A 25,924-nucleotide genomic window follows, 5' to 3' on the forward strand; every position below is an offset into this window, starting at 1 on the left:
TGGATTACTCGGTTAATGCATCTAGCGTTAAACTAAAACTCGGTAAGAACACATCTAAAAAGAATGGAATTTCAGGTTGAGCCATTTTATCTAGAGTATCTTTGAGCCTGTCTTTAGCGCGTTCAAACTCATGATTGCCCGCGTTGATTTCTTCTACCGTTTTTAAATAAGCAGATAACACATCAGCTGATTTTACAAATTTATATAATTGTTCATCGTGAGCATCTGAGCAGACCAAAGGTTTATAATAACCTTGTAGGCGCTCAGGTAACATATTAACCAGCTTTTGCTCAGCAATTTTTTCTATCTTTTTATATTCTTGAGCTATGTCTTGATTAAAGTATTTGACGGGATTAGGGAGATCGCCAGTGAGCACTTCAGGGGCATCATGAAAAATGGCTAAAGTTGCTACGGACTCTGGGTTTACCTCGCCGTCAAAATATTCGTTATGAATAATTGCTAACGCGTGAGCTATCATGGCTACTTGCAAGGAGTGCTCTTGTACATTTTCAATTTGGGTATTGCGCATTAATGGCCAGCGATTGATTAATTTCATTCTGGCCATGTAAGCAAAAAAGTGGCTTGCGTCGGTCATGATAACTCCTGTTAATCGTTTGCTATTGCTGCCGGTAGCGGCTTAAAAAGCGTTCTAATTTATCTAATGCTTCGGTCAAAATTTCAATGTGGGGTAGCGTAACAACCCTAAAATGATCAGGTTGATGCCAGTTAAATCCAGTCCCGTGGACCATCAGAATTTTTTCTTGTCGTAAAAAGTCCAATATAAATTTTTCATCGTCTTTAATATTAAATTTATCTTGGTCGAGTTTAGGAAATAAATACATAGCGCCTTTAGGTTTAACGCAGGTAACCCCATCAATTTGATTAATACGTTGCCAGGCAAACATAGTTTGCTCATATAAACGACCACCAGGTTCAATTAATTGGTTAATGCTTTGAAAGCCGCCCAGCGCAGTTTGAATTGCATGCTGGCAAGGTACATTAGCACATAAACGCATAGACGCTAGCATGTCTAAACCTTCAATGTAAGATTCAGCAATGGCTTTGTTACCGCTCAGCATCATCCAACCGGCTCTAAAACCCGCAATGCGATAATTTTTTGAAAGTCCGCTAAATGTCACTATAAATACATCATCTGCTAAGCTAGCAGTGGGCGTGTGCGTGGTTTTGTCGTATAGGACTTTGTCATAAATCTCGTCACTAAAAATAATTAAGTTATGTTTGCGTGCTAAATTGATGATTTGTTTAAGTACATCATCAGAGTAAACGGCGCCAGTCGGGTTATTTGGATTAATAATAACGATCGCTTTGGTTTTGTCGGTAATTTTGGCTTCAATATCGGCAACATCTGGATTCCATTCGTTGGTTTCATCACAAATATAGTGCACGGGTTTGCCTCCAGATAATGCAACCGATGCTGTCCAAAGCGGGTAATCTGGGCTAGGTAGCAGCACTTCATCAGATTGATTTAATAAACCATTCATTGCCATTAAAATAAGCTCACTAACGCCATTACCAACATAAATATCTTCGATATCAACACCGGTAATATTTTTTTGCTGGTAGTACTGCATAATGGCGACTCTTGCTGAATAAATCCCTTTCGAATCACAATAACCTTGCGCAGTTGGTAGATTTCGAATGACATCTTTTAATATATCGTCTGGCGCTTCAAATCCAAATGGTGCAGGGTTGCCAATGTTTAGTTTTAGAACCCTGTGGCCTTCTTCTTCTAAGCGTTTTGCTTCTTTTAGTACTGGACCCCTAATATCATAACAAACGTGCTGTAGCTTATTAGATTGCTTAATTGACACCATGAATTTATGTAGCCTTTACTCTTGTTTAATTAATTGCAAATTAACGCAAGCAGGCGAAGTTGTGAAGCTTTAGCTTGATAAAAATAACAAGAAATCCAGCATGCTGAATAAATAATCAAAAATGATAATAAAAAGTTAATTTTTTTTGATTAATTGGTTGCGGTTTTTGCGGGCTAGTGTCTATATTTATAGATAAGCACAAGCAGCTAAGTTAGCTGAAATCTGGGCTAGAGTTTGCATTTAACAGGTTAATAATAAATTTAAGCCTTGCGGAAATGCTAAAAGCTCATGTTTAGGATTTAACAAGGCAATTAAAAATTCGTTTATGTCTGCTTAAACGATGATGATAGAGGAAATGCTATGTCACATACAATGAGAAAAGAGGAAAATGCGCTACATGATAATGAACTGGGTCGAGTGATTCCCTGTAATGAATTAGATTGGTCAGACCCTTTTACTTGGTTAAAACTTGCAATGGTAGATTTGACCAGGGCACCGTTAGTTACTTTATTTTATGGCATTATTTTTACGTTAATTCCGATGGGGATTGTTTATCTAGTGTCGTTGACAGAGAATCACTTGGTAATAGCGCCAGCGTTAGTTTGTTTTATGTTATTAGGGCCTTTTTTAGCAGCGGGGCTGTATGACGCAAGCTGGGAGTTTGGGAAAGGGCGTAAACCCAGTTTATGGCATAGTATTAAAGCAATACACAGAAACTCAGTGCATGAATGGGCTTTTGCGGTATTACTGCTGGTTATTATGATTTTTTGGTTAAGAATAGCCTCATTAATTCACGCTTTTTATCCACCTTTTATCTCTAACGATTTTTCTGAACTGATTCCTTTTCTTGTCATTGGTAGTGGCGTGGGCGCTTTATTGGCTATGTTTGTATTTACCATTAGCGCTTTTACCCAGCCGATACTGATCGAACGAAAAGTGGATTTAATGACAGCGGTATTAAGCAGTATAAATGCGGTGTGGTCTAATAAATTGGTCATGATATTATGGGCGGCCATTATATTTGTGGGTGTGTTGATAGGCTTTTTAACTAACTTTATTGCTTTTATTGTGATTATGCCATTACTTGGTTTTGCGACTTGGCATGGTTATTTGGATACTATTACAACTAAACGCAAACGTAATTTTATGTAAATAAGACGGAAAGTGGTTTATTGGTTAAATCAATATTAGCCAGTACCAATTAAACAAATAAAAAGGCGAATTTTGTATTCGCCTTTTTAGTTTTCAGGGTCATGGAAAATTGGGCGTATTGCTGCAACTTTTCATTCTACTTGCACGGTTTATTCGCTAATTAGGGTAGTACTTTTTTAAAAGGTTTGACTGTTACACTTTGGTAAACACCTGCTTTAATATATGGGTCAGCGTCAGCCCAAGTTTGTGCATCTTCAAGTGAGTCAAACTCAGCAATGACAGTTGAACCAGTAAATCCTGCATCGCCAGGCTCTTCGCTGTCAATTGCAGGGTTTGGTCCGGCAACTAATAACCGGCCTTGTTCTTTTAAATCCATTAAACGTGCTAAATGCGCTTCGCGTGATTTTTTGCGAAGCGGTAAACTGTTTGCTACATCTTGACTAATAATGGCATACCACATCATTAATGCTCCTCTTTTTCCTTGTTGGGGGTCTCTTCTTTGGGTAGGTGAGGGTATAAAAAGGCAATGGTGATCACTGTAAATGCGATTGTTAGCCCCATTAATCCAAATAATTTAAAATTAACCCAAAAGTCTTGCGAAAAATTATAGGCGATATATAAATTAAGCACGGCTAGCGCAGCAAAAAATGCACTCCACGCATAACTTACTTTAGCCCATAATGAGCTGGGTAATTGAATTTCTTTACCTAGCATTTTTTCAATTGGGCTAATTTTAAAGAACGCTTGGCTGATAAATATGCCCAGCGCAAATAAACCATTTACGACAGTTACTTTCCATTTAATAAATTCGTCATTTTGAAAATAAATGGTTAGACCACCCATTAACAATACAATTAAAAATAAAATAAGATGCTTTTTGGGTAAAGTTTTTTCTTTAACCCATGCATAAATTAAATGTAAGCCGGTAGTACCAATTAGCGCAGCCGTAGCCCAATAGATATCAACGGTTTTGTAAACAATAAAAAAAACTGCAATATGGAGGTATTCAAATAAATTTTGCATTTTGTGCTCGATATTCGGTTAGAAAATAAGTGCAGGAAACCACCTGCACTTTAGTTAAAAATGCATTAACAATCGTCTTATTATGTTCGCTTAACCTTGGGTCGCTGCTTTCATATTTTCGACAAATGTTTTTAGCTCATTCAACATTTTGGCTGGATCTGTTAAATTATCTTCAATGATTTTTACCACGGCAGAACCGCTTATTGCGCCATCTGCGCCACTTTCAATAGCTGCTTTTACGTGTTCTGGCTTCGATATCCCAAACCCCAACAAACTAGGCGGCGCATTAAAATTTTTGAGAGCATTAACTATATTTTCAACCGGCATACTGGCTTCTGTTTCTGTGCCGGTAACGCCTGCTCGGCTCAATAAATAGGTGTATCCTTGACCTAGCTCAGCAACCTGCTTGAGCGTTGCTTCGCTGCCATTTGGTGGTGCAATAAAGATAGGTGCGATATCGTATTTTTTGGCAACGCTACAAAAAACTTTACTTTCTCGTGCTGGTACGTCTGCGACTAATACTGAGTCGATCCCAACTTGGCTACAAGTTTGATAAAATGAATCTAAACCTTTAGCAAACACTAGGTTGCTATAAAGTAATAACCCGATAGGGATATCAGCGGTATATTCACGAATTTTTTTAATTATATCGAAGCAATCCGGTAGTGTTACATGTGCATCAATCGCTCGGATATTCGCTTTTTGAATGGTCGGGCCATCCGCAATTGGGTCAGAATACGGAATACCCAGTTCAAGCGCGTCAGCACCACCATCAATTAGTGCTTTAATAATTTCAAATGATTGTTCTAAATTAGGATCGCCAATAGTGACAAAAGGAACAAAAGCGCCTTGGTTTTTAGCTTTAAGCTGTGTAAATAGCGATGAATAACGCTTACTCATAATGTCCCCCTTGTTCTAATACTCTGTGCACGTGCGCTAAATCTTTATCACCACGGCCTGATAAATTAACCACAATAATGGTTTCTTCTGTGGCTTGCTCGGCAATTTTTAATGCATGAGCGAGTGCATGTGATGATTCAAGGGCAGGAATAATACCTTCACTTTTGCACAATAATTGGAATGCATTGAGTGCTTCATCATCATTGGCGGCTACATATTCAGCGCGGCCAATATCATGTAAGTAGGCGTGCTGAGGGCCAACTGCTGGATAATCTAAACCGGCAGAAACAGAGTATGACTCTTCAATTTGACCAAATTGGTCTTGCATTATGTAGGTCATTGCACCGTGTAAAACACCTTTTGTGCCTTTACAAATAGTCGCCCCATGTTTAAGACTTGATAAACCATGCCCGCCAGGTTCAACCCCAACTAATTTAACTGACTTTTCGTCAATAAAATCATTAAACATACCAATTGCATTAGAGCCACCGCCAACGCAAGCAACCACGTAATCAGGTAATCGACCTTCGGTTTTTAATACTTGCAGTTTAGCTTCTTCACCAATCATTTTTTGAAATTCACGTACTAATGTTGGAAAAGGGTGAGGACCAGCCGCTGTGCCTAATAAATAATGACTATCTTCATAGCTGGCAGACCAGTCACGTAATGCTTCATTTACAGCATCTTTTAATGTACCCGAGCCTGCATCAACAGGAATAACTTCAGCACCCATTAATTTCATTCTAAAAACGTTAGGCTGTTGACGCTCACAATCTTTTGCACCCATATAAATTTTGCATTTTAGATCTAATAATGCGCATGCTAAAGCCGTTGCAACGCCATGCTGGCCAGCCCCTGTTTCTGCAATAACGCATTTTTTACCCATACGCTTTGTTAACAGAGCTTGGCCCAGTACTTGGTTTGTTTTATGTGCGCCGCCATGTAATAAATCTTCACGTTTTAAATAAATCTTAGCCAATGGATTAGGCGAAAAATTTCGAGTTAATGTCAGCGGAGTAGGGCGGCCAGCATATTCATTTAATAGTTGTTCAAATTCTATTTGAAATTCAGGATCGTTTTGAGATTTGATAAATTCTTGTTCTAGCTGCTCTAATGCAGGAACTAACAGTTCTGGAACAAACATACCACCAAACTCGCCAAAGTAAGCGTCTAGATGTTGTGTCATAATTTCCTCAATATTATTTAAGTGCGCTAAATGCGGCGTTTAATTTTTCTGCCGATTTAATGCCGGGTTGGCTTTCAACCCCTGAATTTAAGTCAAGACCAATAGCACCTTGTTGTGCTGCTTCTAATGCATTGTCTGGGCTAATACCGCCAGCGAGCATAAATGGGATTTTTAGCTGTTGTTGTTTTATACTTTGCCAGTCAAAGGTTTGTCCGGTGCCGCCCGCAGCAGATTGAGTGCTAGAATCAAGTAACCAACGGTCAATATCAACTAGATTGGGTAAAGCCGCTTTACTTGGATTGTGTGCTTTCCAAATTTTAACATGCTCAGCTAGCTTAGGTTTTAATTTATTGATGTAGGCTTGATCTTCGTTTCCATGAAGCTGAACGATATCTAAGTTTAATGCTTTAGCTGTGTCGGCAATGGTTAAAACCGGAGCGTTAACAAAAACACCTACATAGGCTAAATCTGCACCTTTTTGTATTTGTTTGGCTTGTGCTATATCGATACAGCGAGGCGATTTTTCCGCAAAAATTAGCCCGCCATAAACAGCACCAGCGGCTTTTGCAGCTTGAGCATCTTGTGCTCGGGTCAGCCCGCAGACTTTATTTTCACCCATTACCAGTTTTTGCACTGCTAGGGGCAAGTTATTCTGAGCCATTAGGGAGCTACCCACTAAAAAGCCATTAGCATATTCGCGTAACTCTGAAACATGATCATGGGTGTAAATACCGGATTCAGAAATGACCAATCTATCTTTAGGTATTTGTGGAGCTAAATCGCGCGTCGTTTGCAAATTGGTAGAAAGATCGCGGAGATTGCGGTTATTAATACCAATAATTTTTGCATCCAAGGCAATGGCTCTTTCTAACTCAGATTGATTTGAAACCTCGGTAAGAATATCTAGTTGATATTCATTAGCTAATGTTGCTAGGGTTTTATATTCATCGTCATTTAATACAGATAACATTAATAAAATAGCATCGGCATTATAATAACGAGCTAAATAAACTTGATAGGGGTCAACAAAAAAATCTTTGCATATACAGGGTTGATGCACTTTACCGCGAACATACTCAAGGTATTGGTGATCGCCCTGAAAATATTTTTTATCGGTTAAAACAGAGATACCCGATGCATAAGGCAGGTAGGCATCAATAATTTCATCTAAATTAAATTCCGCGCGGATGAGCCCTTTTGACGGGCTGGCCTTTTTGCATTCTAATATAAAACCGACATTGGCTTTGTTAATAGCATCATACAAGCTGCGATCCGACACAGTTAATTTGTCTTTGAAACCTGCTAAGGGAAAATCAATTTTTTGTTGAGCGACTTCAACTCTTTTGTCTGCACAAATTTTTTCTAATACGTTAGCCATTTGAATGTTCCGCGAATAGTTTTAAAGTTGCCAAGGCTTTACCTGAAGCCATGGCATCAAGTGCTTGTTGAGCACCTTGTTTAAAATCAGTGGCTAAATTTGCCATGACTAGTAAAGCAGATACATTTATAGCTACCGCATTTAAATGTGCCTGTTTGCCTTTGCCTGATAACATGTCTAGGCAAATATTTTTATTTTCATCTGGCGTGCCGCCTTTAATATCAACCAATTGCGCTTGTTCAACGCCAAAGTCTGCGGGGCTTAAAACATATTCTTTAATATCGCCATTAATTAATTCGCAAACTTGAGTTTCACCATGGATCGCAATTTCATCTAGACCAGAGCCATGAACAACCATAGCGCGTTTGGCATTGAGTTGTTGTAAGGTTTGTGCAACTGGCAATAATAACTCAGGTGTATAGACTCCTAGTAACTGAATATCTGGTGAGGCCGGATTAGCAAGCGGCCCTAAAATATTAAAAATAGTACGGGTTTTTAGGGCTTGTCTTACGGGCATTGCGTGCTTTACGCCCGCGTGGTATTGAGGCGCAAAAAAGAAGCAAATACCGGCTTTGTCTAAACATGCTCTGGCTTGTTTAGGGCTAGGTGTTAAATTTATACCTAGTCCTTCTAGTAAATCTGATGAGCCTGATTTGCTCGATACACTTCGATTACCATGTTTTGTCATTTTTAAACCGCAAGCTGCTGCTACAATAGCTGCCGTCGTTGAAATATTAATGGTATCTGCGCCATCGCCACCAGTGCCGCAACTATCGGCAATTAAATAATTTGGTCGTTCAAAATCAAGTGCATTGTCACGCATTGCCTGTGCTGCACCCGCTATTTCTTGTGGTTTTTCACCTTTTACTTTTAATCCCGCTAACATCGCAGATAACAATAAAGGGTCAACCCGACCTTGTACAACTTGGTTAAAAAACGCCAAGCTTTGCGATTTGCTTGAATCTTGGCCGTTAAATGTATTATTGATAAAATCTAACATCAGCTGTCCTTATTATTATTTTGATTCAGTTAAAAAGGTTAAACTCTGGCGTAATAATTTTGAGCCAAATGTTGTGAGTATGCTCTCAGGATGAAATTGATAGCCTAAAACTTTGTCTTTTTGGTTCATTACGCCCATTGGAATGTCATTTACTTTTGCAATTATATCAAGGCAATCAGGTACTTGAGTGGCCATTAATGAATGGTACCGAGCAACAAATAGCGGATTAGCTAAACCATCGAATACGGCGTGTTGATTATGGTCAATTGGAGACGCTTTACCATGTACAATCTCACCTGATCCGCCCACTGTACCACCATAGGCTTCTACAATGGCTTGATGACCTAAGCAAATTCCAATAATTGGAAAATGCCCAATTGTCATTTTGATTAATTCTAGCATGCACCCCGCTTGCTGAGGGTTGCCTGGACCTGGCGATAACATTAACACGACAGGTGTATCGCAGGTCTGCATTTTTTCAAAAATAAGCTTAGCGGACACATTGTTGCGGTAAACCACTAGTTCAAAACCAATAGACTTTAGCTCATCAACTAGGTTGTAGGTAAATGAATCAAAATTGTCGAGTAAAAATACGGTTGCTTTGCTGGCAGACATGATTAGGCCTCCTGAGATGAGATTATGGCATTTAATACAGCCTGTGCTTTGCTGCGAGTTTCATCCGCTTCTGATTGAGCAACCGAATCAAATACAACACCTGCACCCGCTTGCACATGGGCAGTACCATTAGCTACAAACGCGGAGCGAATAACAATGCAAGTATCCATATCGCCATCACTGGTTAAATATCCTACCGCACCACCGTAACTGCCACGTCGCTTTTGTTCGGTTTGACGGATTAAGTCAGCAGCTTTAACTTTAGGGGCGCCTACTAATGTGCCCATATTTAAACAAGCTTGATAAGCATGCAGGGCATCTAAATCCGCTCGTAATTGGCCTTTCACACGTGATACCAAATGCATAACAAAAGAATAGCGGTCAACTTTTTGTAAATCGCAAACATAACGAGTACCGGGTTCTGATACTCGAGCCACATCGTTTCTGGCTAAATCAACTAGCATCATGTGTTCTGCTAGTTCTTTTTTATCGCTACGCAATTCTTGTTCTATTCGGGCATCTAAATCCAAATTAATACTTCCATCGTCATTAAAGCCACGACGTCTAGTGCCTGCAATCGGATAAATTTCTACTTCGTTACTAGATTGTGTGTATTTAACGGCCGATTCTGGCGATGCACCAAATAGTTCAAAATTTTGATCCCGCATATAGAACATATAAGGGCTGGGATTTTGTTTTTTGAGCTTTCGGTAAGCCGCTACCGAATCAGGGCAGGGTAAGCTAAAGGTTCGAGAAGGCACAACCTGAAAAATATTCCCCACCTTAATATGCGATTTTAACGACTCAACAGATTCGCAAAAGTCTTGGTCACTCACATCAACTCGTACATCGTCTAGTGACAATTGGGTAGTTGTTAACGGTGTTTGGTCAGAGGTTAATTGACTTAGTTGCTGTTTATAGTCAGCTAATACTTGGTCGGCATGATGTTGCTCGGCCGTTGAAAAGTTATAATGGATCAACTCAGCAGATTGATTTTGATGATCGCTAATGAGTAAAGTTTCTGCTAAATAAAACACATAATCTGGACAGGTATTTTCACCTTTTTCCACCTGCGTTAAATCTTCAACGACACCAATTAAGTCATAACCAAATACGCCACCTAAAAAGACAGGTGCTTGTGGTTTATCTGTCGCGTTTTTTGAAACGTGATTAAGTTGTAAAATGCTGCGTAGTACTTGAAATGGGTTTGCCGTTTTTAATCGCTCATCTTCAGTTAAATCTTTTATCGGCAGTGGAAATTTAAAAGACACTTGATTATCCGTGCGCTCAATTAAATAATCGCTTAAATGATGGCTGATTTCATCTAGCACCACTTGTCCATTTTGATTAAGTGCAACTAAATCAACTTGCTGTGCATTACATTCTATCCTTACGCACGAATCTAATACTAAAATACTTTTTAAATTATCTTTGCTATCGATTTCAGCTGATTCGAGTAACAAACTGTGAACGTGATCTTTGGCAAGTGATGAATAGACAGCTAAAGGATCTGCGATATATAGGGTTGAAACCTGAGTCGTTGTAAATTGTTTTTTCATATTAGGCTCTAATTAAACTGGGCAAAATTAATAAATACAGGATATGGTTTTTTTGTTTGTCTGATTTTGCCATCGCCAACAACCTAAATTTTTAAACAATAAACTCACTGTGTTCTCTCTTTTATTATTTCTCTGCTAACATCGCTATCAGCACTATTGTACCTGATCCTGAAAAGAAAAAAGCCCGCAAATGCGGGCTTTTTTGTATTTTGTTTATCCAATAAATACAACTCACCCGCATCGATAAGAAGGCCACCACCAAATGTGTGTTAAAGTTGTACAATTCATGTTCAATTCTCAATGGATAAAATAATAGCTCTAATGAAACGCATATTTGTGTTAAAGTCAACTGTTTTTGTTATTTTATTAGGTTGATGGTGTCCATGAAATTTGACTTACATAGTCATACAAACTGCTCGGATGGCGAATTAACGCCTGAAGAACTCGTACTACGCGCTGAAAATAAAGGCATTGATGTACTGGCGATTACTGATCATGATACAGTGGCGGCAATACCATTGGCTAAATCAGCCATCGCGAAACACAATTTAAAATTAAAGCTGGTGGAAGGGGTTGAAATATCTACAAGCTGGCATGGTTTTGAAATTCATATTGTCGGCTTAAATGTTAATTCAGACGATGATCAGTTATTAAAAAATTTAGATGAGCAATTATTAAAGCGAGAAAATAGAGCAGAAAGAATTGCAGAGAAATTAGCAAAAATTGGGTTTGAAAATTGCTTAGAGCCAGTTAAAGCAATAGCTCAAGGTCGAAGTATCAGCCGTGTCCATTTCGCGAAATACCTTTTAAGAGAGGGGCATGTTAGCCACATTCAACAAGCTTTTGATAAATATTTAGCGCGCAGATCAAAAGCTTATGTGGCACCGCAATGGGTGGGTATTGAAGAAGCCATTCACTGGATTCACCAAGCCGGTGGTCAAGCCGTATTAGCGCATCCAACACGTTATGATATGACGAATAAATGGGTTCGAAAACTCATTACTGAGTGCAAATCATTAGGCGCGGATGCAATTGAAGCGGCCTTACCCAGGCAGAATAAAAATGAGCTCATGCAATTACTTAACTATGCTAAAGAAGCGGGGTTAAAAGTGTCGCAAGGATCAGATTTTCATCGTATAACCCCTTATACTGAATTGGGAAAAACATTAAATTTGCCTGATGATTGCCAAAAGATTTGGCAAAATTGGGTAATCGCATAATCACCAAAACGTTAAACCTCAATAAATGGAGCAAAATATGAGTCAATTTTTTTATGTGCATCCAGACAATCCACAAAAACGTTTAATTAATCAAGCCTGTGAAATTATAAAAAAAGGCGGTGTTGTGGTTTATCCTACAGATTCAGGTTATGCAATCGGTTGCCATATTGGTAATAAAGCAGCGCTTGAACGTATTTGTCGCATTCGTCAGTTAGAGCTCGATCACGATTTTACTTTGGTATGTAGTGAGTTATCTGAATTGTCTAATTATGCTCGAGTAGAAAACCAAACGTTCAGAATGCTTAAAAATAGTATACCTGGGCCTTACACCTTTATTTTAAAAGCGACTAAAGAAGCCCCCAAAAAATTACAAAACCCTAAAAAGCGAACGATAGGTTTACGTGTCCCAGATAATAAAATAGTTTTAGACTTACTGGCTTGCTTAGGTGAACCGATAATGTCGTCTACGCTTATTTTGCCAGGAAAAATGTTTGCCGAATCAGATCCTGAAGAGATAAGGGATGTACTTGAACATCAAGTAGATTTGATTATTCATGGGGGGAATTTGTCTGAAACGCCAACCAGTGTGATTGATATGTCAGAAGATGAAGTTGTAATTGTACGCGAAGGCAATGGCGATGTGACGCCATTTCAGTAGCCATTTAATAAGTTAATGAAATGAATCAAGCGAATGAACAAATCGAAATACAGCAAGAATTACCGCTTGCCTATGTTAGGGGTGAAGCGGTTATTGAAAAGCCCGAGGATTTGTTTATTCCGCCCGAAGCACTTGAGGTTATTTTAGAATCTTTCGAAGGGCCGCTCGATTTACTTTTGTATTTGATTAAACGGCAAAAGTTTGAAATTGCCGAGTTGCCTATTCGTCAAATCACGGAACAATATATGGAATATGTTGAAGTGATGAAAGACGTAAACTTAGAATTAGCGGCTGAGTACTTAGTGATGGCGGCCATGTTAGCTGAAATCAAATCTCGAATTTTATTGCCTAAGCTTAAAGTAGAGGAAGAAGAGGAAGCCGATCCGCGAGCGGCTTTAATTAAACAACTACAAGAATATGAAGTCTTTAAACGTGCATCTGAATCTTTAGATAATTTGCCGCGTGACGAAAGAGATTTTTTTCATGCGCCAGTTAATGTCGCTAATAACTGTAAGCCTGTCGTAATTCAGCCTCACGTTGATATTAAAGAAATAGCATTGGCTTTTGCAGCTGTTTTAAAAAGAGTGGATAACTTTCAACATCATCATATTACGCCAGAGGTTTTGTCAACCCGAGCTAGAATGACTAAAATTATGGAAGCGTTAAAAACTGATAATTATATGCCGTTTGGCGATTTTTTTGATATATCAGAAGGTAAGTCTGGTGTTGTTGTTACCTTTTTAGCCATTATGGAATTAGTAAAAGAAAGTTTAATCTTACTAGTTCAAAATCAAATTTATAGCGATATTCATATTCGCCGTTCATCTACCCCCAACGCATCTTATTCGGATATTTAATTTAAAGAAATTAAGCTATATATTGAAAAAAGCCAATTATTGGGTTCATTTCAATAATTGGCTTTTATGTAAGCAAAAATAAGTTGGCTTGTAATTTTATTTAATCCAAGCCAATTAAATAAGCTAACGCTTATCTTTATTTAGCATCTGTGGCTGGGGCATTACTTTTAGCCGTTGCCGCTTCAGCACCACCATATTTACCAGATTTTTGTACCACACCTCTTAAATCAGCAGGTACTGGTTCAATACGTAAAGCTTGATTGATATCAATTTCACCCGGTAATGTTTGCGTCATAGGCGCACTGGCAAAACCAGATAAGCTATGTTTTACAGCGGTTTGCTCTGTTATTTCAATTTTACTTTGCTCAGGGGCTATGTTGTCATCCACTTGCTCAGGTTCAGCGATTGGTTCTGCATTAAGCTCTGAATCCTCTAATGGTAACTTATGCTGAACTTGCTCACTCTCGGGAGTCTGAGTTGTTGGGGCTGGCGTTGTTTCTGCCGGTTCAACAGGTTGAGCGATTATAGGCTCATCAATTGTTACTACTTCTGATGTTTGCTCCTGTTGCTCATTAACCGTTTCGGCTTCTGGCTCATTACTCACGTTCTCAGTATTTTCTAACGGTTGAGTTTTAGTCTCAGTCTGAACTTCAGTTGAGTCATCGCGTTTAACTTCTGCCGTTTCAGTTTGTTCAGGTGAAGCCTTTTGCGCATCAGTCTCACTGGTTTGTACCTCTGGATAACGGCATTCAACCGGATCTTCTGTGACTTCAGCGTGCTGCATTACTTCAAACGCGAGTTCGTTTTGCTGCTCATGTTTTTTATAGTATGCATCATATTTTTGGCCGTTTGAATTTTGCTCGTTTTGATTACGACGGCGACGCTGACTATTGGCTCTAAGGTGTCTAGTGCCACGACGTTGACGATTTGCTTTTGGATCGTTGGTTTTAGCCGCACTATCGTCCTGACTCTGCTCAGTTGTTTTAGGGTATTCACTAAGTTGTTCAACCACACCTTGAGTATTTACAGCTTCAGTATTTTCAGGTTCACTCACATAGGTTTGAATGGCTTGTGTAACTTCGTGCACCTGATTAACGTGTTCTGAAGTTGCATTATCGACTGGCTTTTCAACTGGCTGAACTTGAGCGACTTCAGGCTTTTGAACTTCTTTTTTCTGCTCAGTTGTCGCTTGTTGAACTGGCTGTTGATTAACTTGCGACTGCTTACGTTCAGCTTGTGTATTATTTGCCGAATTATTCGTTGAATTAGCTTGCGAATTGTTATCTACACGAACTTTTCGACGCTGCTGCCGACGCGCTCTGCGCTCTTTTACTTTATCTTCTTGACCTTCACCTTGAGGCTTCGCCGCTCTAGGTTTGCGATTGGCTGGTTTACCTTTATTGTTGGCATTCGCTTTTTGTGGCTTATTCTCGTTAAATTCATTTGAATCATTGTCACGAGAGCGATTATCGCGGTTACCTTGGCTACGTTTGTTGCGTTTATTATTTCGCGGTTTATTACGATTAGGTTGCCTTTGTTTATTAGCTGGCTGCTGGCTTTCAGGCTCAGCTGCTGGCTTTTTATTGTCGCTATTATCCGCGAATAAAGACTTAACCCAATTAAATAAACTACTTAAGATGCTAGGTGATTTTTGACTTGTTTGCACAGGTTTAGTCACTGCAGCAACTGGTTTTTCGTCAACCGTGGGGGCTGGAGTACTAGGCGCAGCAAAGCCTTTTAAAGCAGGTTCTTCTTTTTTATCGAGCGGTTTGATTGATGGAGAGATGGGAATACTCATATCTTCATCTGGTTTTGAGATTAACTTGTAGCTTAACTCATCACCTGAATCATCTACCTTGACACGTGACACTTCGTAGTTAGGCGTGTCCATATGCGGGTTTGGTACAACAACGATGCGAACATCGTGTCCTTTCTCGATAAAACGAACTGCACCGCGTTTTTCATTCAGTAAGTAAGTAGCCACTTCAACCGGGACCTGAGCTTGTACTTGAACTGTATTTTCTTTAATCGCTTCTTCTTCTAACAAACGTAAGATAGATAAAGCAAGCGACTCAGTTGAGCGGACAACACCTGTACCTTGGCAGCGCGGGCAGCTCATATTTGAACTTTCGCCTAAAGACGGACGCAAACGCTGACGAGACATTTCCATCAAACCAAATCGAGATATGCGGGCTAATTGAATTCGAGCTCTGTCAGGGCGTACAGCTTCGCGTAGACGGTTTTCAACCTCACGTTGGTTGCGAGCTGGTCCCATATCGATAAAGTCAATAACAACTAAACCACCTAAATCACGTAATCTAAGTTGGCGAGCAATTTCATCAGCAGCTTCTAAATTAGTGTTAAAAGCGGTTTCTTCAATATCGCCGCCTTTAGTCGCTTTAGAAGAGTTAATATCAATTGACGTTAAAGCTTCGGTTGGGTCAATAACAATTGAGCCGCCGGATGGTAATCTGACTTCGCGTTTGAAAGCAGATTCAATTTGGCTTTCAATTTGATAATGCGTAAATAATGGCACTTCGCCTTGATAAAGTTTAACTCGACTTACAAAATCAGGGCGCACTAACGAAATATGCGCTTTTGCGTTTTCGTAAACGTCAGGGTGATCGATTAAGATTTCACCAATATCACGACGAAGATAATCACGAATCGCACGGACAATAACGTTACTTTCTTGATGAATTAAAAATGGAGCAGGGCGGCTATTAGCTGCAGTTTGAATCGACTCCCAATGTTTAAGTAAAACATTTAAATCCCATTCTAGTTCTTCAAATGCTTTGCCAACACCGGCAGTTCGAACAATTAAGCCCATACCATTGGGTAAAGAAAGTTTAGATAAGGTTTCTTTTAACTGAGTACGTTCATCCCCTTCGATGCGACGAGAAATACCGCCAGCTCTTGGGTTATTAGGCATTAAAACTAAATAGCTGCCGGCTAAACTGATAAAAGTTGTTAAGGCCGCGCCTTTTTGGCCGCGCTCTTCTTTATCAATTTGCACAATAACTTCTTGGCCTTCTTGAACCACATCTTTAATATTAGGTCGTCCAGAAAAGGTGTACCCTTTAGGGAAATAAGTTTTTGCTATTTCTTTTAATGGTAAAAAACCATGTCTTTCTGCACCATAATCGACAAATGCAGCTTCTAAACTAGGTTCTACTCGAGTTATTTTACCTTTATAAATATTTGCTTTTTTTTGCTCATGACCATGGCTTTCGATATCCAGATCATACAAACGTTGCCCATCTACAAGGGCAACACGCAACTCTTCTTCTTGAGTTGCATTAATTAACATACGTTTCATATTGTTTTTTTCACCACAAATGAAACGCCATATCCAAGTTGGAAATATACCGTTATCTGAACTAAGTCACTCTCGCGAGTCTCTTTTTTGTTTGACGTGCAGGCAACTCACTTATCTTGCGGGATCACAAAAACAGTTTTTACTGATTTTGGCTATCGCTGCGAAGGGTCACCTTAAAAAATATCAACAACCGTTTTGTGCGGGTTGTTGTGTTATCTTTATTTTTGTTATGTCAAACTAATAAACGAGCAATTGGCTCTGTTTATTATATTGTCAGTCTGTTCTCTACTTTTAAATTGGGTAATGGCGTTTCTATCAATAAACTTGGCATTCTCTGTTGGGGAGTTGTTTTAAAACAAAACGAACAATTACACACTTCGATTGTTTTAAAAATGCGTTTTTAAATTGAGCCTTATTGAATTTAAATCAATAGCTCAAAATAATGCTGCAACTTAACCTCTTACACAGTCAGAATGTCACCACCAAATAGCGTGTTATCATACACGTTTTTGAAAAACTCTGGTATTAATTAATACCATCAGTGAAAATATAGCAAAGCTCTTGCCATAGCGGCAATCTAAATTAACTAAATATATGAAGATAATTGCATATGAAGACAAATGACCACCGGTCGGTTTATTTTTTGGACATAGATGAGGATAATTCTGGTCAAAGAATAGACAATTGGCTTAAACGAGAACTTAAAGGTGTGCCTACCTCTTTAATTTATCGAATTCTTCGTAAAGGCGAAGTTAGAGTAAATAAAAAGCGAGTTAAACCTGAATACAAATTAAAATCAGGAGATTTATTAAGAATTCCGCCAATTCGGGTTGATGAAAAAAAAGAAGCCGATTTTGTTGCCGGTGATCGTTTAAAAAAAGTCATTGAAGATTCTGTTTTGTTTGAAGACGAAGTGATGATCGTGATTAACAAACCTTCGGGTATTGCTGTGCATGGTGGTTCAGGTTTAAATTTTGGGGTGATAGAAACCTTGCGTCAAATTCGACCAAATGTACATCAGTTAGAATTAGTACATAGATTGGATAAAGACACCTCTGGTTGCCTGATGATTGCAAAAAAACGTTCAGCTTTGAGAAATTTACATGAGCAATTGCGGACAAAAGTGGTGGATAAGCGTTACTGGGCGTTAGTCAGTGGTGAGTGGCCAGCCAAACTTAGACGAGTAGAGTTGCCGTTATTTAAAAATGAAACCGCTGCAAATGGTCGCAATGTTAAAGTTGATCAACAACGAGGTAAGGCATCTCAAACTAGGTTTAAAGTGTTGAGGCGTTTTAATCAAGCTACTTTAGTGGAAGCGTTTCCGGTAACAGGGCGTACGCATCAAATTAGAGTGCATGCTACCGAAAGTGGGCATCCGATTGCATTAGATGACAGATATGGCGATTCAGAATTTGACAAAAAGATGAAAAAAGCAGGGGTTAATCGCTTATTTTTACATGCGGCTTCATTGACTTTTGTGCATCCAAGACGAGAAGAAAAAATTACGATGGAAGCGCCGCTTGAACCTGCTTTACAGCAATCACTTGAAAGATTAGCGAGCGAAGTAAAAGGGAAACGTTAATGAATGAGGTTAAATGGCTGATTTTTGATTGGGATGGTACTTTGATGAATTCAATTGCGCGCATTGTTGCGTCAATGCAGGCTGCCGCCGTTGATGTGAATTTGCCAGTACCGACAGATGCTCAAGCTAAATCGATTATTGGTATGAGCTTGCCGATTGCAATTGAAAACTTGTTTCCAGGAATTAGTCATACAAACTATCAATTGTTGTGTGATGCTTATCGCCAACAGTATGTTGAGAAAAATCTCACCCCGTCACCATTGTTTGATGATACTGAATTTGTTTTAAGTCAATTTAAAAATGCGGGATTTAAATTAGCGGTCGCAACAGGTAAAGCACGCGCTGGATTAGATCGGGTGTTAGGGTCGTCTCAATTAACTCACTATTTTGATGATTCTATTTGTGCAGATGAAAGTGTATCTAAGCCTGCGCCAGATATGCTGGTGACGTTGGCAAAACGGAATCAAATAGAGATGAACCAAGCTATTTTAATTGGTGACAGTGTACATGATCTTAAAATGGCTCAAAACGCCAACATGCGTTCGATTGGCGTTACTATGGGCGCAAATACGGCCGATGAACTAAAAACCTATCAGCCGATTGCCATTATCGACCAGTTAACAGCCTTATTAACTTTGTTTAAGCTCTAAATCGATTGGGTTTAATTTGTGAGTAAAGGCGCATGTAGATGCTGCTTTACTCACTTTAGATTTAAACTAATAATGGATTTAATCCAAATTCAATTAACATTTCGTTTAACGCAATCAATGGTAAACCAATTAGAGTATTTGGATCTCGTCCTTCGAGCTTCTCAAATAAGCAAATACCCAGCGCTTCGCTTTTAAAGCTACCAGCACAGTTTAACGGTTGCTCTTTTTGAACATAAGCTTTTATTTCATCTTGGGTTAACGAGCGAAAATGAACCACAAAAGGTTCAACTATTGTTTTTAGTTGTTGATCAGGTGAAATAAGTGTTAACCCGGTATAAAAAGTTACCGCTTGCCCACTTAACATTGCCAGTTGTTGCAATGCTTTATCTGTTGTGCCGGGTTTACCTAGCACCACGCCTTTGACGACCGCGACTTGATCTGAACCGATAATAAAACTATTAGGATGCAGTTTTGCTCCAGCTTGTGCTTTTAATTGAGCTAAACGAGCAACCAGTTGTTGAGGTTGCTCATTTTCTAATGGGGTTTCATCTGTTTTTGGCTTGCATGTAATAAAGTCTACTCCTAACTTTTCTAACAGTGCTTTTCGAAATGCAGAGGTAGAAGCTAAGACAATTTGACTCTGAGTTGGCATAATTTGACCCTATTTTGTGGTTAGAAAATATTTTTTTACCATGATACGCTATTTTCTCTGATTTTTATTTGACTAAGCAATAGCAGATCGCTAGTATTCGCGCCCTATGCAAAAGGTAAAAATGCCAGTTGAATTAGATCCTGTAAAAAGTGCGCAAAAGCGTTCCGACTTTGTAGGTATATATCAACTGAAAGATTTAACTCGTTTACACGAAATCGTATTGTCTGATTCTGGACAAGTCGATACTGATCTTAAATGTACCTATGATGAGCAAGGCTTACCAATCATGCTCATCAATGCTAAAACGGTTGTTGATGTTTCTTGTGAGCGTTGTGGTGGTAGATTAACTCAAAATTTGAGTGTATCTTCAACCTTTACTCCTAAACTGAGTAGAACAGATGAAGATTTAATCCCATCTGACTATACTCTTGTTGATGTAAACGAATATGGTTTATTAAATTTATTAACTTTAATTGAAGATGAGTTAATATTATCTATGCCGCTTGTTCCGAAACATCCAGTTGATGAGTGCGCAATTCAGGAGCAAGACATGAGTTGGGGGGAGCTTGATGAAGCTGCCTACAAAAAGCCAGCGAACCCGTTTGATGTACTTAAAAGTTTAAAGAATCCCAAATAAACAGGAGATAAGAAATGGCTGTTCAAAAGAGCAAAAAATCTCGTTCTAAGCGTGACATGCGTCGCTCTCACGATTCGCTAACTGCTGCTAGCTTGTCAATCGATAGTACTTCTGGTGAAACTCATCTTCGTCACCACGTTACTGCTGATGGCTACTACAAAGGCAAAAAAGTAGTTTCTGCATAAGAGAGTTTGCTTTGACGAATCTAACGATAGCGTTAGATGCTATGGGAGGCGATTATGGGCCTCCCGTTACCATTCCTGCTGCGCTTAGTGTGCTAGCCGAAAACCCCCAGTTACATCTGCTTGTATGTGGTGATAAATACCAAATACAGCCTTTATTATCTGATATTCCACCTAGTCTTTCCCAACGAATAAATATTGTACATTGCTCGCAAGTAGTTGCTATGGGTGAAAAACCATCTGTTGCGCTTCGTAATAAGCCTGCATCATCAATGCGCGTTATGCTTAACTTAGTTAAAGACGAGAAAGCGCAAGCATGTGTGAGTGCCGGAAATACTGGCGCACTATTAACTATGGCTTATCGGGTTTTAAAAATGCTACCTGGTATTAAACGTCCAGCCTTAGTTACCGCTATTCCCAATGCGGAGGGGCACAAAACTTACGTATTAGATTTGGGTGCGAACGTGGTTTGCGATGAACATATTTTGCATCAATTTGCATTGATGGGTAGTGTGTTGACCGAAAAAAGCGAATGTAAAAATCCTAAAGTTGGTTTGCTTAACGTAGGCGAAGAAGAAATTAAAGGTAGCGAGACGATCAAAAAAGCGGCTAAGCTATTGAAAGAAGACAAATCAATTAACTATATTGGTTATGTTGAAGGGAATGATATTTTTACAGATAAAGTGGATGTTGTGGTTTGTGATGGTTTAGTTGGTAATATTGCAATGAAAGCTTGCGAAGGATTAGCAAAAACGGTTATTAATTCAATAAAAAATGTCGCAAATGACAGTTTGATGAGCAGAATATTTGCAGCAATTGCCTTACCTATGCTAAAAAAGCTTTATCGACAAATGAACCCTGACCAGTATAACGGCGCAAGTCTGTTAGGATTACGCGGTATTGTTATAAAAAGTCACGGTAATGCTTCTAAAGATGCATTTCAATATGCGATTGAAGAAGCAATTAATGAAATTCGCCACCAAGTACCTCAAAAAATAGGTAACAGAATAGAAACGGCGTTAACAGACAGGTCTTAGATAAGTATGTATTCAAAAATTATCGGCACAGGGAGCTATTTTCCTGAGCAAGTTAGAACCAATGCAGATTTAGAAAAAATGGTTGAAACCAGCCATGATTGGATTGTTGAGCGAACAGGTATTTGTGAACGCCGAATCGCCGGACCTGATGAAAATGTAGCAACTATGGGTCATCAAGCTGCGTTAAAAGCACTTGAAGCGGCTAATTTACAAGCTAGTGACATCGATTTGATTATTTCTGCTACCACAAGCTGGGAAAAAGCATTACCTAGTGCTGCTTGCGAAATTCAAAACTTATTAGGTTTACCTGGTGTGCCAGCGTTTGATGTGGGTGCTGCTTGTGCTGGTTTTTGCTATGGCTTAAGTGTTGCTGATCAGTATATTAAAGCTGGTACAGCAAAACGAGTTTTGGTGGTAGGCACTGATGCGTTAACACGTTTGCTTGACCCTAAAGACCGAACGATGATTGTTTTATTTGGTGATGCGGCAGGTGCTTGTATTTTAGAGGCTAGTGAAGATGCAGGGATTATGTCAACTCATATTCATGCTGATGGTCGATTTGCTGATTTACTAGGCGCCGATTTACCAACAAGGGGTATAGAGGCAAGTGTTCACGAAGCATACGGTTACATGAAAGGTAACGAAGTATTTAAAGTTGCCGTAACCAAATTAAGTGAAATTGTTGAAGAAACCTTAAAAGCCAATAATTTAGAAAAATCTGAAATTGATTGGCTAGTACCACACCAAGCTAATTATCGCATTATTAAAGCAACAGCTAAAAAATTAAACATGACAATGGATCGTGTTGTGATAACACTTGATAAACACGGTAATACGTCTGCGGCATCAGTCGCCACAGCGTTAGATGAAGCGATACGAGATGGCCGTATTCAACGTGGTCAAACTATTTTATTAGAAGCATTTGGTGGTGGTTTCACTTGGGCTTCAACCTTAATTAAATATTAATAAGGTTTTAATTAAATTTCGATAATCATATTTTTAATAAAAAGAATGAGAATAATTCATGTCTGATCAAAAAATTGCGTTTGTTTTCCCTGGGCAAGGTTCCCAAGCGGTTGGTATGTTGGCTGACTTGTATGAAAGCCATGAAATTGTGAGACAAACATTTGAACAAGCCTCTGATGCTTTAGGTTACGAATTAAGTAACCTTGTTTTACAAGGCCCAGTTGAAGAGTTAAGTAAAACAGAAATTACTCAACCTGCACTATTAGCTGCTAGTACGGCTATTTATCGTTTATTGACTGAGCAAGGTGCACCAGCGCCTGCATTGATGGCAGGTCACAGTTTAGGTGAATATTCAGCGTTAACATCAGCAGGCGTTATTTCATTTGAAGATGCCATTAAATTAGTTGAATTACGTGGTAAAGCAATGCAGCAAGCTGTTCCTCAAGGTGTGGGCGCTATGGCTGCAATTATCGGATTAGATGATGCTGCTGTTATTCAAGTTTGTCAGCAAGCTAGCCAAGATAAAATTGTTGCAGCGGTAAACTTTAATTCACCAGGGCAAGTGGTTATTGCCGGGCACAAAGAAGCGGTAGAAGCTGCATCGGCGTTATGTAAAGAGGCTGGTGCTAAACGAGCGCTGCCTTTACCTGTTAGTGTGCCTTCACATTGTGAATTAATGAAACCAGCTGCACAAGAGTTGGCGAGTGCGATGGAAAATATTCAATTTTCAGCAGCGAGTACGCCGGTTGTTAATAATGTGGATGTTAAAATTGAAACTGACGCTACCGCAATTCAACAAGCTCTTGTACGTCAATTATATTGTCCGGTTCGCTGGACAGAAACAGTTCAATACTTATCAGCTCAGGGTGTGACTCAATTAGTTGAAGTGGGTCCAGGTAAAGTATTAAACGGTTTAACCAAGCGTATTGTAAAAACATTAACAGCTGTGTCTGTTAATGATCAAAAATCTTTAGAATCATTTATTAACGGGTAAGTTTATGTTTTCGAGTTTAGAAGGACAAGTTGCATTAGTGACAGGTGCAAGCCGAGGGATTGGTAAAGCGATTGCCTTACAATTAGTTAAGTCAGGTGCAACTGTGATTGGCACTGCAACGTCTGAAAAGGGTGCAGCAGCTATCTCTGAATATTTAGCAGATAATGGTAAAGGGTTGGCATTAAATGTAACGGATAATGATTCAATCCAAGCCTTATTTGCACAAATAAAAGCAGATTTTGGCGATATTGATATTTTGGTCAATAATGCTGGTATTACCCGCGATAATTTAATGATGCGTATGAAAGAAGATGAGTGGGAAGATATTTTAACCACTAACTTAACCTCAGTATTTAAACTATCTAAAGCTGTACTGCGCGCTATGATGAAAAAGCGAACGGGTCGTATCGTAAACATTGGCTCGGTTGTAGGTTCTACTGGTAATCCTGGTCAGGCTAATTATTGTGCAGCAAAAGCGGGTCTAATCGGTTTTACTAAAGCGTTAGCAAAAGAAGTCGCGTCACGCAATATTACCGTTAATTCAGTGGCGCCAGGTTTTATCGATACCGATATGACAAAAGAGCTGACTGATGAGCAGAAAAATTCCATTTTTGCTCAAATTCCAGCAGGTCGTTTAGGTCAGCCGGAAGAAATCGCAGCAGCCGTTGCATTTTTAACCGCAAAAGAAGCAGCTTATATTACGGGTGAAACTATTCACGTGAATGGTGGCATGTACATGGCGTAATTGCTGTGTTTTCCTGTAGATTCTTTTTAAATTTACGGGTATCATTTGCGCCATTCGAATGATTTAGTTTGGATCTGGGTTAATTTGTTTACAGGTTAGACCAGTTATTAAAAGCAAGTTTTAACTTGCAACTAACGAATTTATTTTAATAAACTACGGCAAATCTATGCATACTGCATTTTGTCTGAGGGAAACTTAATATTATGAGTAACAACATCCAAGAAAGAGTATACAAAATTATCGTTGAGCAATTAGGCGTTAAAGAAGAAGAAATCACAAACGAAGCTTCTTTCGTTGATGATTTAGGCGCTGACTCTTTAGATACAGTTGAATTAGTAATGGCTCTTGAAGAAGAATTCGATACTGAAATTCCAGATGAAGAAGCTGAGAAAATTACAACAGTTCAAGCTGCTATCGACTACGTAGTTGCTAACAAAGAATAATTTTTACCTCGGGCGGTCTTTTGACCGCCTTTTTTATACCTTTCAAATACTCCTCCTGGGGGCTATCTAGTGTCAAAACGTCGTGTCGTTGTCACCGGACTTGGAATGTTATCTCCGGTCGGTAATACAGTTGACGATTCTTGGAAAGCGTTACTTGCGGGTCAAAGCGGTATTCAGTTAATTGATACGTTTGATGTCAGCAGCTTTTCAACTCGTATCAGTGGTTTGGTAAAAGGCTTTAACTTCGAAGATTATTTACCAAAAAAAGAAGCAAAAAAAATGGATACTTTTATCCAGTATGGTGTTGCAGCCGGCATTCAAGCTTTTAAAGATTCAGGCCTTGAAGTAACCGAAGCAAATGCACATCGTATTGGTGCAGCTGTTGGTTCTGGTATTGGTGGTTTGTCGTTGATTGAAGAAAATCATAGCAAACTGGTAAATAGTGGTCCAAAGCGTATGTCACCGTTTTTTGTCCCTTCAACCATTATTAATATGATCTCAGGTCATTTATCTATTTTATTTGGTTTGCAAGGCGCAAATATTGCGATTACAACGGCTTGTACGACTGGTGTGCATAATATTGGTCACGCAGCACGTATGATTGCTTATGGTGATGCCGATGCTATTTTAGCAGGTGGTGCAGAAGCCGCAACGACACCTTTAGGTTTAGGTGGTTTCGCCGCAGCAAGAGCGCTTTCGTCTCGTAATGATGAACCGACTAAAGCGAGTCGTCCGTGGGATAAAGACCGTGATGGTTTTGTAATGGGTGATGGTGCTGGCGTGATGATGCTTGAAGAATACGAACATGCAAAAGCTCGTGGTGCTAAAATTTATGCAGAGCTTTCAGGTTTTGGTATGAGTGGCGATGCAAATCACATTACTTCACCTCCAGCAGACGGTGCAGGTGCTCAACGCGCGATGGCAAACGCTATTGCAGATGGCCAAATTGCACTTGAAGACGTTGGTTATTTAAACGCACATGGTACTTCAACGCCGGTAGGCGATTTAGCGGAAACCAATGCGGTTAAAAACCTGTTTAAAGATCATGCAAGCAAAGTGATGGTTAGCTCAACAAAATCGATGACGGGTCACTTATTGGGTGCTGCCGGTGCGATTGAAGCGATCGTAACAGTCAAAGCGTTGCAAGATCAAAGTATTCCACCGACGATTAATTTAGATAATCCTCAAGAAGGTTGTGATCTAGATTATGTGCCGCATGAAGCACGACAAGCGAAATTTGATTACGCTTTGTGTAATTCATTTGGATTTGGTGGTACTAACGGTTCATTATTGTTCCGAAAAGCTTAACCTGCAGGCTGAATTGCTAGATTCAG

At 39.3% G+C, this 25,924-nt stretch carries 26 protein-coding genes; 14 read left to right on the forward strand and 12 right to left on the reverse strand.

Features of this window, described 5'->3' with window-relative positions; translation table 11 throughout:
• Positions 1 to 4: 4 nt before the first annotated feature.
• The gene (yfbR, locus tag OLW01_RS04105) at positions 5 to 595 is read right to left on the reverse strand and encodes a 5'-deoxynucleotidase (RefSeq protein ID WP_268075459.1); all 591 of its coding nucleotides are present in this window, start codon (positions 593 to 595) and stop codon (positions 5 to 7) included.
• A 22-nt stretch (positions 596 to 617) separates the two neighbouring features.
• Entirely contained in the window at positions 618 to 1,835 is a 1,218-nt protein-coding gene (locus tag OLW01_RS04110; RefSeq protein ID WP_268075460.1) for a pyridoxal phosphate-dependent aminotransferase, read from the reverse strand.
• 360 nt (positions 1,836 to 2,195) lie between these two features.
• Between OLW01_RS04110 and OLW01_RS04115 the strand changes: the two genes are divergently transcribed.
• Positions 2,196 to 2,987 carry a DUF2189 domain-containing protein gene (locus OLW01_RS04115; protein WP_268075461.1) on the forward strand — a complete coding sequence of 264 codons (792 nt, stop codon included), beginning with the start codon at positions 2,196 to 2,198 and terminating at the stop codon, positions 2,985 to 2,987.
• A gap of 160 nt (positions 2,988 to 3,147) precedes the next feature.
• On the opposite strand, the gene OLW01_RS04120 is transcribed toward OLW01_RS04115, so the two are convergent.
• From OLW01_RS04120 to OLW01_RS04155, 8 genes are all read right to left on the reverse strand, one after another.
• Entirely contained in the window at positions 3,148 to 3,447 is a 300-nt protein-coding gene (locus OLW01_RS04120) for a YciI family protein (protein WP_268076146.1), read from the reverse strand.
• A 2-nt stretch (positions 3,448 to 3,449) separates the two neighbouring features.
• Entirely contained in the window at positions 3,450 to 4,010 is a 561-nt protein-coding gene (locus tag OLW01_RS04125; protein ID WP_268075462.1) for a septation protein A, read from the reverse strand.
• Positions 4,011 to 4,100: 90 nt separating this feature from the next.
• Positions 4,101 to 4,910, reverse strand: a complete 810-nt coding sequence (gene trpA, locus OLW01_RS04130) for a tryptophan synthase subunit alpha (protein ID WP_268075463.1) — start codon at positions 4,908 to 4,910, stop codon at positions 4,101 to 4,103.
• The gene (gene trpB / locus OLW01_RS04135; protein WP_268075464.1) at positions 4,903 to 6,096 is read right to left on the reverse strand and encodes a tryptophan synthase subunit beta; all 1,194 of its coding nucleotides are present in this window, start codon (positions 6,094 to 6,096) and stop codon (positions 4,903 to 4,905) included. The genes trpA and trpB overlap by 8 nt, the downstream gene beginning before the upstream one ends.
• Before the next feature lie 13 nt (positions 6,097 to 6,109).
• The gene (gene trpCF, locus OLW01_RS04140) at positions 6,110 to 7,474 is read right to left on the reverse strand and encodes a bifunctional indole-3-glycerol-phosphate synthase TrpC/phosphoribosylanthranilate isomerase TrpF (protein ID WP_268075465.1); all 1,365 of its coding nucleotides are present in this window, start codon (positions 7,472 to 7,474) and stop codon (positions 6,110 to 6,112) included.
• Positions 7,467 to 8,474, reverse strand: a complete 1,008-nt coding sequence (gene trpD / locus OLW01_RS04145) for an anthranilate phosphoribosyltransferase (protein WP_268075466.1) — start codon at positions 8,472 to 8,474, stop codon at positions 7,467 to 7,469. The genes trpCF and trpD overlap by 8 nt, the downstream gene beginning before the upstream one ends.
• A gap of 15 nt (positions 8,475 to 8,489) precedes the next feature.
• Positions 8,490 to 9,092 carry an aminodeoxychorismate/anthranilate synthase component II gene (locus OLW01_RS04150; RefSeq protein ID WP_487307248.1) on the reverse strand — a complete coding sequence of 201 codons (603 nt, stop codon included), beginning with the start codon at positions 9,090 to 9,092 and terminating at the stop codon, positions 8,490 to 8,492.
• Complete coding sequence (locus tag OLW01_RS04155) at positions 9,092 to 10,648, reverse strand: anthranilate synthase component 1 (protein ID WP_268075468.1); 1,557 nt, start codon at positions 10,646 to 10,648, stop codon at positions 9,092 to 9,094. Before OLW01_RS04155 ends, OLW01_RS04150 begins: the two co-directional genes overlap by 1 nt.
• Positions 10,649 to 11,031: 383 nt before the next feature.
• On the opposite strand from OLW01_RS04155, the gene OLW01_RS04160 reads away from it, so the two are divergent.
• The 3 genes from OLW01_RS04160 to OLW01_RS04170 are packed head-to-tail and all read left to right on the forward strand — an operon-like array spanning position 11,032 to position 13,383.
• Positions 11,032 to 11,868 (forward strand): PHP domain-containing protein, encoded by an 837-nt coding sequence (locus OLW01_RS04160; protein ID WP_268075469.1) that lies wholly within the window; start codon positions 11,032 to 11,034, stop codon positions 11,866 to 11,868.
• Positions 11,869 to 11,905: 37 nt separating this feature from the next.
• The gene (locus OLW01_RS04165) at positions 11,906 to 12,526 is read left to right on the forward strand and encodes an L-threonylcarbamoyladenylate synthase (protein WP_268075470.1); all 621 of its coding nucleotides are present in this window, start codon (positions 11,906 to 11,908) and stop codon (positions 12,524 to 12,526) included.
• 20 nt (positions 12,527 to 12,546) lie between these two features.
• The gene (locus OLW01_RS04170) at positions 12,547 to 13,383 is read left to right on the forward strand and encodes a segregation and condensation protein A (protein ID WP_268075471.1); all 837 of its coding nucleotides are present in this window, start codon (positions 12,547 to 12,549) and stop codon (positions 13,381 to 13,383) included.
• Positions 13,384 to 13,519: 136 nt separating this feature from the next.
• On the opposite strand, the gene rne is transcribed toward OLW01_RS04170, so the two are convergent.
• Complete coding sequence (gene rne, locus OLW01_RS04175; protein ID WP_268075472.1) at positions 13,520 to 16,702, reverse strand: ribonuclease E; 3,183 nt, start codon at positions 16,700 to 16,702, stop codon at positions 13,520 to 13,522.
• A 610-nt stretch (positions 16,703 to 17,312) separates the two neighbouring features.
• Between rne and rluC the strand changes: the two genes are divergently transcribed.
• Positions 17,313 to 18,284: a 23S rRNA pseudouridine(955/2504/2580) synthase RluC gene (rluC, locus tag OLW01_RS04180; RefSeq protein WP_268075473.1), complete on the forward strand. Its 972-nt coding sequence runs from the start codon at positions 17,313 to 17,315 to the stop codon at positions 18,282 to 18,284.
• Positions 18,284 to 18,934: an HAD family hydrolase gene (locus OLW01_RS04185; protein WP_268075474.1), complete on the forward strand. Its 651-nt coding sequence runs from the start codon at positions 18,284 to 18,286 to the stop codon at positions 18,932 to 18,934. Before rluC ends, OLW01_RS04185 begins: the two co-directional genes overlap by 1 nt.
• Before the next feature lie 61 nt (positions 18,935 to 18,995).
• On the opposite strand, the gene OLW01_RS04190 is transcribed toward OLW01_RS04185, so the two are convergent.
• Complete coding sequence (locus tag OLW01_RS04190; RefSeq protein WP_268075475.1) at positions 18,996 to 19,586, reverse strand: Maf family protein; 591 nt, start codon at positions 19,584 to 19,586, stop codon at positions 18,996 to 18,998.
• Between the two features lie 106 nt (positions 19,587 to 19,692).
• On the opposite strand from OLW01_RS04190, the gene yceD reads away from it, so the two are divergent.
• From yceD to fabF, 8 genes are all read left to right on the forward strand, one after another.
• Positions 19,693 to 20,223: a 23S rRNA accumulation protein YceD gene (gene yceD, locus OLW01_RS04195; protein WP_268075476.1), complete on the forward strand. Its 531-nt coding sequence runs from the start codon at positions 19,693 to 19,695 to the stop codon at positions 20,221 to 20,223.
• Positions 20,224 to 20,237: 14 nt separating this feature from the next.
• On the forward strand, positions 20,238 to 20,408 hold the full coding sequence (gene rpmF / locus OLW01_RS04200; protein ID WP_268075477.1) for a 50S ribosomal protein L32: 171 nt from the start codon (positions 20,238 to 20,240) through the stop codon (positions 20,406 to 20,408).
• 11 nt (positions 20,409 to 20,419) lie between these two features.
• A complete protein-coding gene (plsX, locus tag OLW01_RS04205; protein WP_268075478.1) occupies positions 20,420 to 21,442 on the forward strand; it encodes a phosphate acyltransferase PlsX in 1,023 nt (340 codons plus the stop codon).
• 6 nt (positions 21,443 to 21,448) lie between these two features.
• Positions 21,449 to 22,408: a beta-ketoacyl-ACP synthase III gene (locus OLW01_RS04210; RefSeq protein ID WP_268075479.1), complete on the forward strand. Its 960-nt coding sequence runs from the start codon at positions 21,449 to 21,451 to the stop codon at positions 22,406 to 22,408.
• 58 nt (positions 22,409 to 22,466) lie between these two features.
• Entirely contained in the window at positions 22,467 to 23,402 is a 936-nt protein-coding gene (gene fabD / locus OLW01_RS04215; RefSeq protein WP_268075480.1) for an ACP S-malonyltransferase, read from the forward strand.
• A gap of 4 nt (positions 23,403 to 23,406) precedes the next feature.
• Positions 23,407 to 24,147: a 3-oxoacyl-ACP reductase FabG gene (gene fabG / locus OLW01_RS04220; protein ID WP_268075481.1), complete on the forward strand. Its 741-nt coding sequence runs from the start codon at positions 23,407 to 23,409 to the stop codon at positions 24,145 to 24,147.
• Between the two features lie 203 nt (positions 24,148 to 24,350).
• Complete coding sequence (gene acpP, locus OLW01_RS04225; protein WP_262792080.1) at positions 24,351 to 24,590, forward strand: acyl carrier protein; 240 nt, start codon at positions 24,351 to 24,353, stop codon at positions 24,588 to 24,590.
• A 69-nt stretch (positions 24,591 to 24,659) separates the two neighbouring features.
• Positions 24,660 to 25,898, forward strand: coding sequence for a beta-ketoacyl-ACP synthase II (gene fabF / locus OLW01_RS04230; protein ID WP_268075482.1), 1,239 nt, complete (start codon positions 24,660 to 24,662; stop codon positions 25,896 to 25,898).
• The last annotated feature ends 26 nt before the right edge of the window (positions 25,899 to 25,924 follow it).

Origin of the sequence: Catenovulum adriaticum (genome assembly GCF_026725475.1) — a bacterium.
In the GTDB taxonomy this organism is placed as follows: Bacteria; Pseudomonadota; Gammaproteobacteria; order Enterobacterales; family Alteromonadaceae; genus Catenovulum; species Catenovulum adriaticum.